This window comes from Streptomyces sp. NPDC037301, from assembly GCF_055602785.1.
Genome location: NZ_JBVJWD010000058.1, coordinates 23,837 through 36,072, shown reverse-complemented (window position 1 = coordinate 36,072; position 12,236 = coordinate 23,837). Strand labels below are relative to the sequence as shown.

The 12,236-nt window shown below is 68.1% G+C and carries 13 protein-coding genes and 2 pseudogenes; 8 read left to right on the top strand and 7 right to left on the bottom strand.

Annotated features, from left to right (window positions below):
• On the bottom strand, positions 1-230 hold a 230-nt coding region (locus tag ACZ7IB_RS42505), incomplete at its 3' end, for a helix-turn-helix domain-containing protein (RefSeq protein ID WP_470920212.1).
• Positions 231-460: 230 nt separating this feature from the next.
• Between ACZ7IB_RS42505 and ACZ7IB_RS42500 the strand changes: the two are divergent.
• A pseudogene (locus tag ACZ7IB_RS42500) lies at positions 461-692 on the top strand (transposase); the annotation flags it as partial.
• A 96-nt stretch (positions 693-788) separates the two neighbouring features.
• On the opposite strand, the gene ACZ7IB_RS42495 reads toward ACZ7IB_RS42500, so the two are convergent.
• Both ACZ7IB_RS42495 and ACZ7IB_RS42490 read right to left on the bottom strand, forming a co-directional pair.
• Complete coding sequence (locus ACZ7IB_RS42495) at positions 789-1,616, bottom strand: hypothetical protein (RefSeq protein WP_470920211.1); 828 nt, start codon at positions 1,614-1,616, stop codon at positions 789-791.
• A gap of 66 nt (positions 1,617-1,682) precedes the next feature.
• Positions 1,683-2,189 carry a SigE family RNA polymerase sigma factor gene (locus tag ACZ7IB_RS42490; protein WP_398634087.1) on the bottom strand — a complete coding sequence of 169 codons (507 nt, stop codon included), beginning with the start codon at positions 2,187-2,189 and terminating at the stop codon, positions 1,683-1,685.
• A 221-nt stretch (positions 2,190-2,410) separates the two neighbouring features.
• On the opposite strand from ACZ7IB_RS42490, the gene ACZ7IB_RS42485 reads away from it, so the two are divergent.
• Together ACZ7IB_RS42485 and ACZ7IB_RS42480 are read left to right on the top strand one after the other, a co-directional pair.
• Positions 2,411-2,557 (top strand): hypothetical protein, encoded by a 147-nt coding sequence (locus ACZ7IB_RS42485; RefSeq protein ID WP_470920208.1) that lies wholly within the window; start codon positions 2,411-2,413, stop codon positions 2,555-2,557.
• Between the two features lie 367 nt (positions 2,558-2,924).
• Positions 2,925-3,509: a GNAT family N-acetyltransferase gene (locus tag ACZ7IB_RS42480; protein ID WP_469433526.1), complete on the top strand. Its 585-nt coding sequence runs from the start codon at positions 2,925-2,927 to the stop codon at positions 3,507-3,509.
• On the opposite strand, the gene ACZ7IB_RS42475 is transcribed toward ACZ7IB_RS42480, so the two are convergent.
• Positions 3,451-3,903 carry a type IV toxin-antitoxin system AbiEi family antitoxin domain-containing protein gene (locus ACZ7IB_RS42475; protein ID WP_470920206.1) on the bottom strand — a complete coding sequence of 151 codons (453 nt, stop codon included), beginning with the start codon at positions 3,901-3,903 and terminating at the stop codon, positions 3,451-3,453. The two genes, ACZ7IB_RS42480 and ACZ7IB_RS42475, sit on opposite strands and share 59 nt — an antisense overlap.
• A pseudogene (locus ACZ7IB_RS42470) lies at positions 3,900-4,049 on the bottom strand (IS5/IS1182 family transposase); the annotation flags it as partial. The gene ACZ7IB_RS42475 and the pseudogene ACZ7IB_RS42470, both read right to left, overlap by 4 nt.
• Positions 4,050-4,539: 490 nt before the next feature.
• Here ACZ7IB_RS42470 and ACZ7IB_RS42465 point away from each other — a divergent pair.
• On the top strand, positions 4,540-4,806 hold the full coding sequence (locus ACZ7IB_RS42465; RefSeq protein ID WP_470920204.1) for a hypothetical protein: 267 nt from the start codon (positions 4,540-4,542) through the stop codon (positions 4,804-4,806).
• 117 nt (positions 4,807-4,923) lie between these two features.
• Here the strand turns inward: ACZ7IB_RS42465 and ACZ7IB_RS42460 are convergent, their stop codons facing one another.
• Positions 4,924-5,796, bottom strand: coding sequence for an alpha/beta fold hydrolase (locus ACZ7IB_RS42460; RefSeq protein WP_470920203.1), 873 nt, complete (start codon positions 5,794-5,796; stop codon positions 4,924-4,926).
• Between the two features lie 135 nt (positions 5,797-5,931).
• Positions 5,932-6,942, bottom strand: a complete 1,011-nt coding sequence (locus ACZ7IB_RS42455) for a hydroxyacid dehydrogenase (protein WP_470920201.1) — start codon at positions 6,940-6,942, stop codon at positions 5,932-5,934.
• A gap of 484 nt (positions 6,943-7,426) precedes the next feature.
• On the opposite strand from ACZ7IB_RS42455, the gene ACZ7IB_RS42450 reads away from it, so the two are divergent.
• The 4 genes from ACZ7IB_RS42450 (at position 7,427) to ACZ7IB_RS42435 (ending at position 12,223) form a co-directional block, all read left to right on the top strand.
• Positions 7,427-8,755 carry a sugar ABC transporter substrate-binding protein gene (locus ACZ7IB_RS42450; protein WP_470920199.1) on the top strand — a complete coding sequence of 443 codons (1,329 nt, stop codon included), beginning with the start codon at positions 7,427-7,429 and terminating at the stop codon, positions 8,753-8,755.
• Entirely contained in the window at positions 8,752-9,726 is a 975-nt protein-coding gene (locus ACZ7IB_RS42445) for a carbohydrate ABC transporter permease (RefSeq protein ID WP_470920197.1), read from the top strand. Before ACZ7IB_RS42450 ends, ACZ7IB_RS42445 begins: the two co-directional genes overlap by 4 nt.
• Positions 9,723-10,589, top strand: coding sequence for a carbohydrate ABC transporter permease (locus ACZ7IB_RS42440; RefSeq protein ID WP_470920195.1), 867 nt, complete (start codon positions 9,723-9,725; stop codon positions 10,587-10,589). The genes ACZ7IB_RS42445 and ACZ7IB_RS42440 overlap by 4 nt, the downstream gene beginning before the upstream one ends.
• A gap of 278 nt (positions 10,590-10,867) precedes the next feature.
• Positions 10,868-12,223 (top strand): alpha-L-fucosidase, encoded by a 1,356-nt coding sequence (locus ACZ7IB_RS42435; RefSeq protein ID WP_470920193.1) that lies wholly within the window; start codon positions 10,868-10,870, stop codon positions 12,221-12,223.
• Positions 12,224-12,236: the final 13 nt, after the last annotated feature.

Sequence of the window (12,236 nt, the reverse complement as noted above, 5' to 3'; positions counted from 1 at the left end):
GAGACCTGGTTGAGGAACGCCAGCTCCTCGGTCTTCTTCCACGCCGTCAGCATCGCCGACGTTGCGTTGTAGTTGACCCGCTCCTGCCGCACCCAAGCCTCCGTGCGGGCGGCGAGCGCCAGGTTGTAGACCTTCCGCACGCAACCGAACGTGCGTGACAGCTCGGCTGCCTGCGCATCAGTCGGATAGAAACGGTACTTGAACGCCCGCTTCACACGGCTCGCGGTCACGCTCACAAACTAGTGGTTCTGCGAGTTAAGATCAAATCTGCGGGTCACAGCACGGCCTTTCGCCCTGGGGGCGAAACTCCGCTCCTTGCCCTGCTCCGCAGGAGTCCGTTTCCTCTCCGCCCTGAGAGGGCGTTATGAGGCTTGATTTCCGTTCTGTGGTCGCCTGATCGTGTGGGTCTGGAGCGATTCTGCTGGTCGGTGGGCTTGGCCGTGCTGGGGTGGTGGGGTGGCTGAGCGCAAGCCGTTTGCCGTACCCGAGCGACTTGTCCGACGAGCGGTGGGCGTTGATCGAGCCCGTGCTGGCTGCGTGGAAGGCCGGGCGGCCCTCGGCCACGGGCCACGAGGGCAGGTACGAGATGCGGGAGATCGTCAACGCGATCCTGTACCAGTCCCGGACAGGCTGTCAGTGGGCCTACCTGCCAGGCAACCTACCGCCCAGCGGCGCGGTGTACTACTACTTCGGCCTGTGGCGGGACGACGGCACCGACCAGAACCTCCATGACCTGCCAGCGCAGCAGGTCATGGAGGTTCTGCCCCCATTTTCGGCAATGCAACGGGTCAGCCGACGGCACCGAGAATCGGCGCCCAGGTGGGACCGGTGAGTGCCGCCACCGCCTGCTTCTGGGAGAGCGGGGGAGCGTTACGGGTCGGCTTCGGCCTGTTTCCGCTACCGAAGTCGCCGGCGGTGTTCCACTGCACCATCTGAAGCTGGGCGCCGGTCGACTTCAGGGTCACCGTCGTCGTCCAGCGGTGAGCGATGTCGGAGTCGGGGACGGGGTCGGCGCCAATCGGCTGCCTTTCCGCGATCTTCTCCGACATCACCAGGGCTCCGCCGGGAAGCGCGGCGCTGCTCGGCAGTTCGCTCAGCTTGCAGGTGTCGCCGACCTCAGCACGCCCGGCCGTATGGTCGCAGTTCAGCCCTTCGCTGTTCCTGAGCGGCAGCTTGAGCCGCAGGGCCGAGACACCGACGTTGGCGGCGCCGCGCCCGTCGTTGACGTCCACTCCGCCGTTGGCGACCCACCCGCTGGACGGATTCGAGGGGTCGTTGCTCTGTCCGTGCTCCTGGCCGAACCGGCCCCCGGGGAACGTCTTCTTCACAGCGTCGATCATCTGGGTGCCGGTGATCGCGGAACGGGGCATCGCCAGCGCCACCGTTTCCATGTCGGATCCTGCGGAGCGAGTCCCGGCGAGCACGCCGGGGAGCACCAGGCCGGCTGCCGCGATCGCGGCGCAGGCGCCGACCCCGGCGATGACGCCCGCGCTGCGCCGACGCCGACTGCGGCTCCGCCCGCGCTCGACGGCTCCGCTCGTGAGCGTGGTGAGATCGGGTTCGAGGGAGTCGGTCGCGCGGTCCAGGGCGTGTGCGAGGTCTGCTTCGAACGGCATGCTGGCGTCACCTTTTCTGTCGCTGATAGGGATTTTGCGGTGGGTTCGACCTGTGTGCACCGGTGTTCAGTGCGGAACCAGGTCGGACAGGCTGTCGCCGAGCAACGCGCGCACCCTGTTGAGTGCCCGGGTGCCCTGGGAGCGGACCGCGCTGCTGCTCAGCTTGAGCATCCGGGCGGTCTCCTCGATGCTGCGGTCCTCCCAGTAGCGCAGCAGCAGCACCGCCCGGTCTCGGGGCGGCAGTTGACCGAGCGCGTCCAGCAGGGTGAGCCGCAGTGCGGCGTCCGGGCCGGCCGCCGCGTTGTCGGGCATGTTCCCGATGGGGCGCTCGCCGGTGCTTCGCCGACGCCGCAGGGTGAGGGAGGTGCGGACCAGAACCGTCTGGGCATAGGCCGCTGGGCTGTCCGCTCTGGCCACCCGCTTCCAGTGCACGTACACCCGGCTGAGGGTTTCCTGGACCAGGTCCTCGGCAAGATGTGTGTCGCCGGCCGCGAGTACGTACGCCGAGCGGTACAGCGCCTTCGCCCTCGCGGCCACGAACTCCAGGTACTGATCCTCCTGTGCTGATTTCACTCGGCCCCCGACCGTTCTCTTGTTCCGTGATCCCCGTGCATACCCCTCTTGACTACGTGAGACGGCAGGATGTCGCGCGGCAGGAGCACCTTCTTTTCCACCGCTGCCGCGTCAGCAGTGTTCCGCGGGGGTCGGAGGCACGATGCCCGGCCCGGCGGAGCGGGGGCCGACTGGGGTGCGTTGTCGGTACCTCTCAAGTCTTCGCCGAAACCGGCCGGTCGATGCGGGCCCGGGACCTGTGCGAGGCCCTCGACCTGCCCATCCTGCCGAAGAACACCGAGGGCATTCGCTTCAAGTTCAAGCACATGGTCAGCCGGGGGATCCTCACCGAGCCCGAACCCGGCTTGTTTGCCCAGCCCCACCCATAGCGCCGGCTACGAACCCGCGACCAGCGAGCCTCACCCAACCCCAAGAATGAAACCGACATCAAGCCTCATGACACCCTCTGAGTGGGGTGCCGTCGTAGGTCCATCGGTAGGGCTTAGCGTCGGTCTGGTCGTAGGCCAGGACGAACTCGTCTATCTTTTCGGCGAGTTCGTCCTGGCTGGCGAACTGACCTCTTCGCAGGATCCGGCGGGTGAGGGTGGAGAATGAACCGTTCCGGGTTTGATCGAGGCTCGATCTTTTGGAAGGATCGAGTCCGATCTGCTGGTAGGCGGTGCCTTGGTCGTGAGGGCCGGACCGGGATCGGATATTCGGTGTTCTGCCTGCCCATGAGGACACAAGATGGTGCGCATGACTTTGGCCACCCCCATACTGCACACCGCTCGCCTGCGACTGCGCCCCTTCACCGACGCCGACGCGGACTCCCTCTTCGCGCTGCACAGCAGCACCTACGTGATGCGCTATTGGGACTCCCCGCCGTGGAACGAACAGGCCCGCGCCGAGCGCTTCATCGCGATGTGCCGGAAGATGGCGGACGAAGGCACCGGGGCGCGGGTGGCCATCGACCGTGCTTCTGACGGGGCCTTCGTCGGCTGGTGCGGTCTGACCGGATGGAACCCGGACTACCGCAGCGCGTCGTTGGGCTACTGCCTCGACGATGCGATGTGGGGCCACGGCTTCGCGACGGAGACCGCGCACGCCGTGCTGCAGTGGGCATTCGACGCACTGGACCTGAATCGAGTTCAGGCTGAGACCGATACGCGCAACGTGGCGTCTGCCCGGGTCCTGGAGAAGATCGGATTCGTGCGTGAAGGGACGTTGCGGGAAGACTGCGTCGTGAACGGCGAGGTATCCGACTCGTGGGTGTTCGGGTTGATCAGGCGAGAGTGGCGGCCGTCGGCTGTGCCGATTCCAGCCCACGAAGTGCGGCGTTAGTCCGTTTCCGGTACCGGCCGCGTCCGGGTTGGTCGAGGAGTCCCTGACGGACAAGTCGTCCCAGGCGGGAGCAGGTGACGTTGATCGAGGGCTCGTCGGTGGGCAGCCCGAGTAGTTCGTGTAGGTCACGAACCCGGAAGATCCGCCCGGGATGCTCGTTGAAGGCGGTCACGATGCGCTGGTAGACGGTGGCGGGCTCTGCGGGGGCTTGTGTGGGTTCGGGCAGGGCGAGGCCGTCGATGACCTTGCCGGTGGTGACGATCTCGGCGAGGCGGGCCTCGACCTCGGCCAGGGCACTGGTGAGTTGGTCGATCTGTTCGCGCAGGCTGTCGGCGCGTGCGGCGGTCTCGTCGTGTTCGGCCTGCAACAGCCGCAGGAGTTCGGTGACGTTCACGCAGCCAGCTCGACGTCGTCGCGCCAGGCGGGGCTGGGGGTGGTGAGGCGGCGGAGCATGCCCGCGGTGGAGGCCCAGTAGACGCGGGAGGCGGCGTTGTCGGGCCGGTGGTCGTAGTCGCGGGCGAGGCGCCGGTGGAGCAGGAGCACGACCCATCCTTTCTCGTCGAGCACGCACTCGGACACGTACGAGTCGCCGAGCTGCGAATCGTGCTGTCCGAGCCGCCAGAACGGCCCGGCGGCACCTTCGCCTGCCCGAGTGAACGCGCCGCCGCGGCTGCTGGGATAGAACATCCCGTCCACCTCGGCCGGAAGCCCGTACTCGCGCGCCACTTCCAGACCTTCTCGCACAGGCTTGGGCCACTCGGCCGCCGGCGCTGAAGCATCCGTTTCGAGGCCGAGTGTGCCGGCCTCATCCCATGACGTGGACGTCAGCCACTGCGGCACGTACTTCACTGGCTGCCCCTTCGAGAAGGCCGGTTGCAACAGGCGATCGAACGCCCCGCGCCGGATCCTTGTCGACGTGCGCTCGAGCTCGTCGGCACAGGCCGAGGATGGTGTCCCGCTGAGTGGTACAGCAGGGATCTCGTGACGAGCCCTGGTCACGGCAAGGCTATCGCCCAACTCTCCGAGCTGCATGACGAGTTCACCCGGGAGGCGGCCCGATGAGGAGGTGCGCTGGTATCTGGACGGGCGGGAGTACCACCGGGTGACCGCTGCCCAGATGGATGCCGGGACTTGGGACCGGGCGGTGCACCACGGGCTGTTCCTGATCCTGAACGTGGCCATGGGCGGGCATGCTCCCGACCGCCGACGGCGCCACCGCGGGCCCGCCACCGAGCCCGGGCACCCGATGCGCGTCCAGCACGTCACCGTCTCGACCCGGGAGGGCGCCCGCCCCTGACCGCCCGCGCTCCCGCCTGCCCTCACCCCGTCCGTACTCCCGCCCGCCCCGCCCGGCCCTGCCTCCCCCGGCCGGGCGGGAGCGTGCGGGAGGGCGCCGGGACGGGAGTCCTACGCTTCAGGAGTTCCGCAAGAAGTCCCTGATATGTCCGGCGAGTTGCTGCGGCTGGTCCTCGGGAATGAGCGTGTAGCTGTCGGGGATCTCCACGAGTTCGCCCCGAGGCAGCAACACGGCGAGCCTGCGCCCGTGTTCGGGCGGCATGACCTTGTCCTCGGCCGCCCAGGCCACCAGCGCGGGTCGGTCGAATTCGCGCAACTTCTCGGCCCACCGGAGGAGTTCTTTCTTCGGCGGCACACCGAGGACGTACTTCCGCAGATCCCGCCGGATCTCCTTGGACGTCCACAGCGGCCGGAACCACGCGTCCATCACCTCGTGGGGCACCGGACGCTTGCTCATCCACCCCCAGGTCATGGGCAGCCGCCGCATCGGCTTCGCCTTCAAGAGGGAGAAGGCCGACTTCAACCCGCCGGGCAGCTTCGCGGAGGTGTGGAGGTTGCTCCCCGGCAGCCCCGGCGGGAAGTTGTCGAACTCCTCGCAGGACGTGATGACGAGCCGGCCGATCCGCTGATCCCGCCCGTCCGCGACAAGGGCCTGCGCCCCGCCCCAGTCGTTCATGACGAAGGCGACGTCGGCGAGATCGAGTGCGTCGAGGAACTCCGCGACCAGCCGGGCCACACCGAGGACCGACAGGTCGGCGTCCGGCTTCATGGGCCGGCGATGGCCACCGAGCGGCAGAGTGGGCACAACACATCGGTAATCGGAGCGCAGATCGGCGACGACATGCCGCCAGAGCGAACCGTCCATGGTCACCCCGTGCAGCAGGACGAGCACGGGCCCGTCACCGCCGGTGTCCTGGTACTCCACAAGACCTGCGGACAGCTGGGCCTCGGACGCTTGCGGTACCGGTGATACGTGGGAGTGTTCGGTCACGGCGGTGCGCTCTGCTCGGTTGCCGACGGGCAGGGCGGCGCGCTGCCCCGAACCTACGCCACTGACGTACGCCGGACCGCGCCCGAGCAGCCACTCCGCCCAGGGCGTCGCCGACTGTGGCGTTCCGGCGCGGCGTCAGGCCAGGGACGCGGCGCGGGTGGGGTCGATGGCGTGCTGAAGAGGCTGGTCCCCTGTGAAGCGGCGGAGTTCGTCGAGCACAAGCTGTCCGAGACGGTGACGTTCGGCCCCGAGGGCACCGCCGAGATGGGGTGTCAGGACGACGTTGGGGAGGGTGAAGAGTGGCGAGTCACTGGCCGGAGGCTCGGGGTGCGTGACATCGAGTACAGCGGTGAGGTCGGGTCTGGCGCGCAGGACCTCCACTGCGGCTCGCTCGTCGATGAGCGCGCCACGCGCGGTGTTGATCAGCGTCGCGCCCGGCCCCAGGGAGTTCAGCAGCCGTGCCCCGATCGTGCCGCGGGTCTCAGGCAGGAGTGGTGCGTGGAGACTGACGACGTGACAGGTGGCGAAGAGCTCCTCAATGCCAACGAGCCGGACGTCTGTCCGCCGGGCGGTGTCGGCGGAGGCGATGGGGTCCGTGGCGAGGATCTCGATGTCGAAGCGGCTGAGGTGGGCCGCGACGAGACGACCGATGTGTCCGAGCCCCAGCAGGCCCACGCGTGAGCGGTAGGCACCCGGGACCTTGGGATTGTGAGGAAAGCGTCGGCTGCTCGCCACCTCCCGGGTGATGCGGTGCACCTGCTTCAGCCCGAGGAGGACCTGCGCGAGGGTGAACTCCGCCACCGGGACGGCATTGGCTGCGGCCGCGGAGACGATCGGAATGCCGCGTGTCCAGAAAGCGGGCGTGGTCAGGTGCCGCACGGAGCCCGCCGCGACGAGGACGGCCCGCAACCGGGGGGCATGCGCCAGGAAGGCGGCATCGAGGACGGGCGCGCCCCAGCCCGTGAGCAGGACATCGACCCCTCGCAGCACGCCGGGATCCTCGTCGAGCTGCTGCCGTGTGAGGGGTGGACCCTGCCAATGCACGAGCTGGTCGATTTCGGCCAGAACCTCACGGGGATAGACGTCTGCCCTGCGTTCTTCCTCCATGACCAACAGTGCTGTCGGTCCGGGTGCCGGCTCGTTCATGTCGGGTACGCTCCTCAGCTCTTTCGCTGACGGTTCGTCAGCGAATGGATCCGCGAACCCCGGTCGGCGCACGGGGAAGCGTCTGACCGGATGGTGAACATTGGCATGGCTTGCCAGCGCCTCGGTCGGCGCACTTGCAGCACGATACATCGGATGACTGAAAAGACCCTCAAGTGAAGCTTAGCTGGCTCGTGTTCGGCGCCCCGGTAACTGTCGTGATCGTGTGCGATCGCCGCGATGCCGGGCGATCGATGCCTTGCACGGCCTAACTACCGCCTCATCAGGCAACACCTCGGAACGCCCGCTTCCCACGCGGGGATGTCGGACCGCGGCGGCTGCGTGCGGAGGCAGGTCTGCGCAGACTCCCGAGGGGCGTCGCGAACTATTTGCATTCATCGGACTATTGACCGAGGATTCGGACCCCGTTAGCGTCCCCGGCAAGCGCTTTCCAGGCCGGCTGTGATGCGGCGAAACAGGAGTTGTCATGCAGAGATCGCGATGGATCGGTGCGGGTTTCCTCGCGTCAGCACTGGTCCTCACCAGCTGTACATCCGGGCCTGCGGGAGTGGACGCCAAGCAGAACTCCAAGGCACCGCTCGAGTTGTGGGTCAGGACCACACCGGGCGGGCCGGGAGAGCAGGGCACGCTCAGAGTCGCTGCCGCCTTCGAGAAGGCCACGGGCTACAAGGTCAAGGTCACGGCCATCTTCGACGACTTCGAGACCAAGCTGCAGCAGCGGGCCGCGCAGAAGAACCTCCCCGACATCGTCATGAACGATGTGACACAGCTCGGTGCCATGCACAGCCAAGGCCTGCTCCGGGAGATCGACCTGGACAAGGTCAAGAGCAGTGAGCAGGCCGTCGGCCAGGCGCTGGACTCCGGCAAGAGCGTGGACGGCAAGCAGTTCGGCCTGCCGTACTCGGCGCAGGCGTCCGCGCTGCTCATCCGCAAGGACTGGCGCGAGAAACTGAAGCTCCAGGTCCCGCAGAACTGGGACGACTTCGCCGCGATGGCCGAAGCGTTCACCACCGGGGACCCCGACGGCGACGGCAAGAAGAACACCTTCGGCCTCGCCGCTCCCCTGTCCACCAAGCGCGGCTACGCCTCCTGGTACTTCTCCAACTTCCTCTGGGCCGCGGGCGGAGACTTCATCACCGAGACCGGGGGCGGCAAGTACAAGCCCGCGATGACCACGAAGGAATCTGTCGAGGCCGTGCGTTGGTTCCGCGACCTCGGCTGCAAGGACAAGGTCATTCAGCCCGGTGCCGTGACCATGGAGACCCCGCCCACGAATGAGACGTTCGAGGCCGGCCGGACCGGCATGTTCGTCGTCGGCCCGTACCTGTTGCCTCGTTTCGACGAGACCCTCGGCAAGGACAAGTACGAGGTCGTGCCGATGCCCAAGGGCCCGAAGGACGCCACCGTGCTTGCCGAGGGTGGCTCCATCTACCTGATGGCGGGCTCCGAGAACCAGGTGGGCCAGGACGCCTTCGCCGACTTCGCCATCTCCGCCGAGGGCCAGAAGACCGGGATGAAGGGCGAGACCGGTTTTACCGTGCAACTGCCCGTCAACAAGACGGTGGACATCTCCGAGGTCCGCCCCGACCCCCGCTGGGCGACGTACGCCAAGGCGTACCAGACCTCCGGACGGTACGCGCCGTCCATCCCGAACTGGACCCCGGTGCGGCAGACCACCGCGGATGCCGTCAACGCGCTGATGGCCGACTGCGGCCTGAACCTCGAGACCAAGCTGGGCGAGCTCGACAAGCAGCTCGCCGACATCCTCAAGGAACAGGGAATCGCCGCGTCATGAGTCTCGACCAGGCGAATCCGGCCGTCCCCTCGGCGGCCGGCCCCGGCGCCCGGACAACGGGCCGCCCGCCCGGCGCGACCGCCGCCGACCGCCGCGGCCGCGACCGCCGGGCGGGCCGATGGTGGACGCCTTGGCTGTTCCTGGCCCCGGCACTGCTCCTCTTCCTGTACTTCAAGTTCATCCCCATGGCCAACGCGCTGACCATGTCCTTCCAGGACGTCCAGCCGTATCTCGGGAACAAGTGGGTCGGCACCGAGAACTACTCCACGGTGCTCCACTCCGACGGCTTCCGTGAGGCCGCGTGGCACACCGTCGTCCTCGCCGCCGGGCAGACAGCCGGCTCGATGGCTCTCGGCCTCGTACTCGCGCTGCTGATGGAAGGACAGGGCCGCCGACTGGGATTCGTGCGTTCCGCGGCGTTCCTGCCGGTCGTGGTGCCCATCGCGGTCGTCGCCGAGCTCTGGCGGATCATGTACCACCCGACCGAGGACGGAATGCTCAACTCCATCCTCGGCCTGGTGGGGCTCGGCCCCTCCGGATTCATCAACGACCCCGACACGTCGATGGCCTCCATCATGCTCACCGGCATCTGGCGGGGCGCCCCCTACGACATGATGATCTTCCTCGCCGGGCTCACGAGTGTGGACCGCGGTCTGTACGAGGCCGCGAAGGTCGACGGTGCCTCCAGGCTGCAGCGGGTATGGCATGTGACGGTGCCCGGACTGCGGTCCGTGTTCTCGATCCTGTTCATCCTCGCCGCGATCCGCGGACTGCGCGTGTTCACCGAGGTGTTCCTGCTCACCAACGGCGGGCCCGACGGCTCCACCGAGGTCGTGATGACCCTGATCTACAAGCTCGGGCTGGAGCAGAACCGACTCGGCGTCGGCGCGGCGGGAGCCGTCCTCCTGTTTGTCGCGACGCTGATCCTGACAGTCGTCGTCCACCTGTTGCGACGGAGGGAGAGCAAATGAACGCCCCGAACGAGACCGCGCTGGGCCTGACCGAGAGCAGGAGCCCGGGCGGGCGGATCCTGAAGGCCGTCACCTACCTGCTGGTCCTGATCGTCTTCGCCGGGCCCCTGCTGGCCCTGCTGGTCAGCGCCTTCGGCCATGTCAAGGACCCGACACAGCTGAGCATCATCCCCTCGGGCGCCACTCTGGACAACTTCAGGATCGCCTTCGACCAGGGCGTGCTCGCGTACCTGCTGAATTCGTTCTTCGTGGTCGGCTTCGGACTGCTGCTCCAGGTGGCCGTCTCCGTCCTGGCCGGATACGCGCTGGCCAGGAAGGTCTTCCCCGGGATGACGCTGGTGCTCGTCGCCATCCTGGCAACGCTGATGCTGCCCGAGGAGATCCTGGCCCTCCCGCTGTCCCTGATCCTCGCCGATCTGCCGATCGTCCACTTCAACCTCATCGGCACCCTGGCCGGAATGATCGTCCCGTTGGGAGCCTGGGGATTCTCCATCCTGGTGATGACCGAGTTCATGAAGGACGTGCCCCGGGAACTCGAAGAGGCCGCTCGTATCGACGGCGCGGGCGACCTGCGCATCTTCGCCCAGATCATCCTGCCGATGTGCAAGCCCGCGCTCGGGGTCATCGGAGTCTTCGGCTTCACCATGATCTGGGACCAGTACCTGCTGCCCCTCCTCGTCTCCACCGACTCCTCCTCCTACACGCTCCCCCTGGCGCTGCGAACCCTGCGGATCGACCCCGCCGTCACCCCTGGAGTGGTGATGGCCGCCTCCCTGCTGGCCCTGCTCCCCTCCGTGATCGTCTTCCTCTTCTTCCAGCGTTCCTTCGTCCACGGTCTGTCCTCCGGCGCCCTGAAGGGCTGACACCACGAGCCGTCCGCCCGTCAGGCCCGCCCCGCGACGCGCTCGCCCGCCCGGCCGCGCGAGCGGTGCCCGGCCTGCGGGCCGACGCGTGGCGACGACACCGCCCACGTGGCACGTCCTCGCCCCGGCGGCCGGCTGCGCGAGGACGTCCGTCGACCGGTCCGAACCCCGCCCGCGCCCGCCCTGTCCCGTACCACCCCGCACCAACCAGCCCTCCGGTCGCGCCGACCGCGCACCGAACGCACCACCAGACGCCGACGACAAGGAGCGATGCCCCCATGACCCCGAGCGCCGACACCCCACGGGCGTACCCGTCCGCGCCCGCCGCGACCACGGGTCCCGCGGCGACCCCGGACACGACCTGGTTCACCACTGACCGGTTCGGGATGTTCGTCCACTGGGGCCTGTACTCCCTCGCCGCACGGCACGAGTGGGTCAAGAACCGGGAGAAGCTCACCGACGAGCAGTACCAGGTCTACTTCGACCACTTCGATCCCGACCGCTACGACCCGGTCCAGTGGGCCAGGGCGGCCAGAGCGGCGGGCATGCGGTACGTCGTCCTGACCACCAAGCACCACGACGGCTTCTGCCTGTGGGACAGCGCCCTCACCGACTACAAGGTCACCAACACCCCGCACGGCCGCGACCTCGTCGGGCCGTTCGTCGAGGCGTGCCGCGCGGAAGGGCTCAAGGTCGGCCTCTACTACTCCCTGATCGACTGGCACCACCCGTCCTTCCCCGTCGACGGCACCCATCCCCAGCGCGACGACGAGGAGTTCAAGGCCGCGACCGCCGACCGCGACATCCGCGACTACCAGCGCTATCTGCACGGCCAGGTCCGTGAACTGCTCACGTCCTTCGGACGCGTCGACTACCTGTTCTTCGACTTCTCCTACGCAGGCCGCAGTTGGTGGGGCGGCAAGGGCCCGGACGACTGGGACTCCCCGAAGCTCCTGGACACGATCCGCGAAATCCAGCCGCACGTCCTCGTCAATGACAGGACCGGCCTTCCCGGCGACTTCGTCACCCCCGAGCAGTACCAGCCCTCCGGCCCCATGACCAAGGACGGGCGGCCCGTGCTGTGGGAGGCGTGCCAGACGCTGAACGGAAGCTGGGGCTACGACCGCGACAACCTCGACCACAAGAGCGCCGACCTGCTGATCCGCATGCTCGTCGACGGGGTGTCCAAGGGCGGCAACCTGCTGCTCAACGTCGGCCCCACGGGCCGCGGCGACCTCGACCCGCGCGCCGTCGCCGTCCTCGGGGACATCGGCCGGTGGATGGACCTGCACGAGCGGTCGGTCCGCGGCTGCGGCCCGTCCCCGTACACCGCCCCCTCCGAGTGCCGGTACACCCAGCGCGGCGACCGGCTCTACGTCCACCTCTTCGCCTGGCCGCTGCGCCATCTGCACCTGCCGGGGCTCGCCGGCCGGGTGCGCTACGCCCAGTTGCTGAACGACGCGTCCGAGATCATCCAGGTCCATATCGACCCCGACCGGCCCGCGCTCAACACCGAGATGGGCGGGCAGCCCGCCGGAACGCTCACGCTCGAGATCCCCGTCCAGCGCCCCGACACCCCCGTGCCCGTCATCGAGCTGTACCTGGACGCTCCGGCCGACCGGGCCGACGGCTGAGCCAGGTACCGGC

Bases quoted from the DNA above. Each gene is read 5' to 3' on its own strand.
- ACZ7IB_RS42480 (WP_469433526.1), top strand. From the start codon at position 2,925: ATGACTTTGGCCACCCCCATACTGCACACCGCTCGCCTGCGACTGCGC.
- ACZ7IB_RS42455 (WP_470920201.1), bottom strand. From the start codon at position 6,942: ATGAACGAGCCGGCACCCGGACCGACAGCACTGTTGGTCATGGAGGAA.
- ACZ7IB_RS42440 (WP_470920195.1), top strand. From the start codon at position 9,723: ATGAACGCCCCGAACGAGACCGCGCTGGGCCTGACCGAGAGCAGGAGC.
- ACZ7IB_RS42445 (WP_470920197.1), top strand. From the start codon at position 8,752: ATGAGTCTCGACCAGGCGAATCCGGCCGTCCCCTCGGCGGCCGGCCCC.
- ACZ7IB_RS42450 (WP_470920199.1), top strand. From the start codon at position 7,427: ATGCAGAGATCGCGATGGATCGGTGCGGGTTTCCTCGCGTCAGCACTG.
- ACZ7IB_RS42435 (WP_470920193.1), top strand. From the start codon at position 10,868: ATGACCCCGAGCGCCGACACCCCACGGGCGTACCCGTCCGCGCCCGCC.
- ACZ7IB_RS42485 (WP_470920208.1), top strand. From the start codon at position 2,411: ATGCGGGCCCGGGACCTGTGCGAGGCCCTCGACCTGCCCATCCTGCCG.
- ACZ7IB_RS42495 (WP_470920211.1), bottom strand. From the start codon at position 1,616: ATGCCGTTCGAAGCAGACCTCGCACACGCCCTGGACCGCGCGACCGAC.
- ACZ7IB_RS42465 (WP_470920204.1), top strand. From the start codon at position 4,540: ATGACGAGTTCACCCGGGAGGCGGCCCGATGAGGAGGTGCGCTGGTAT.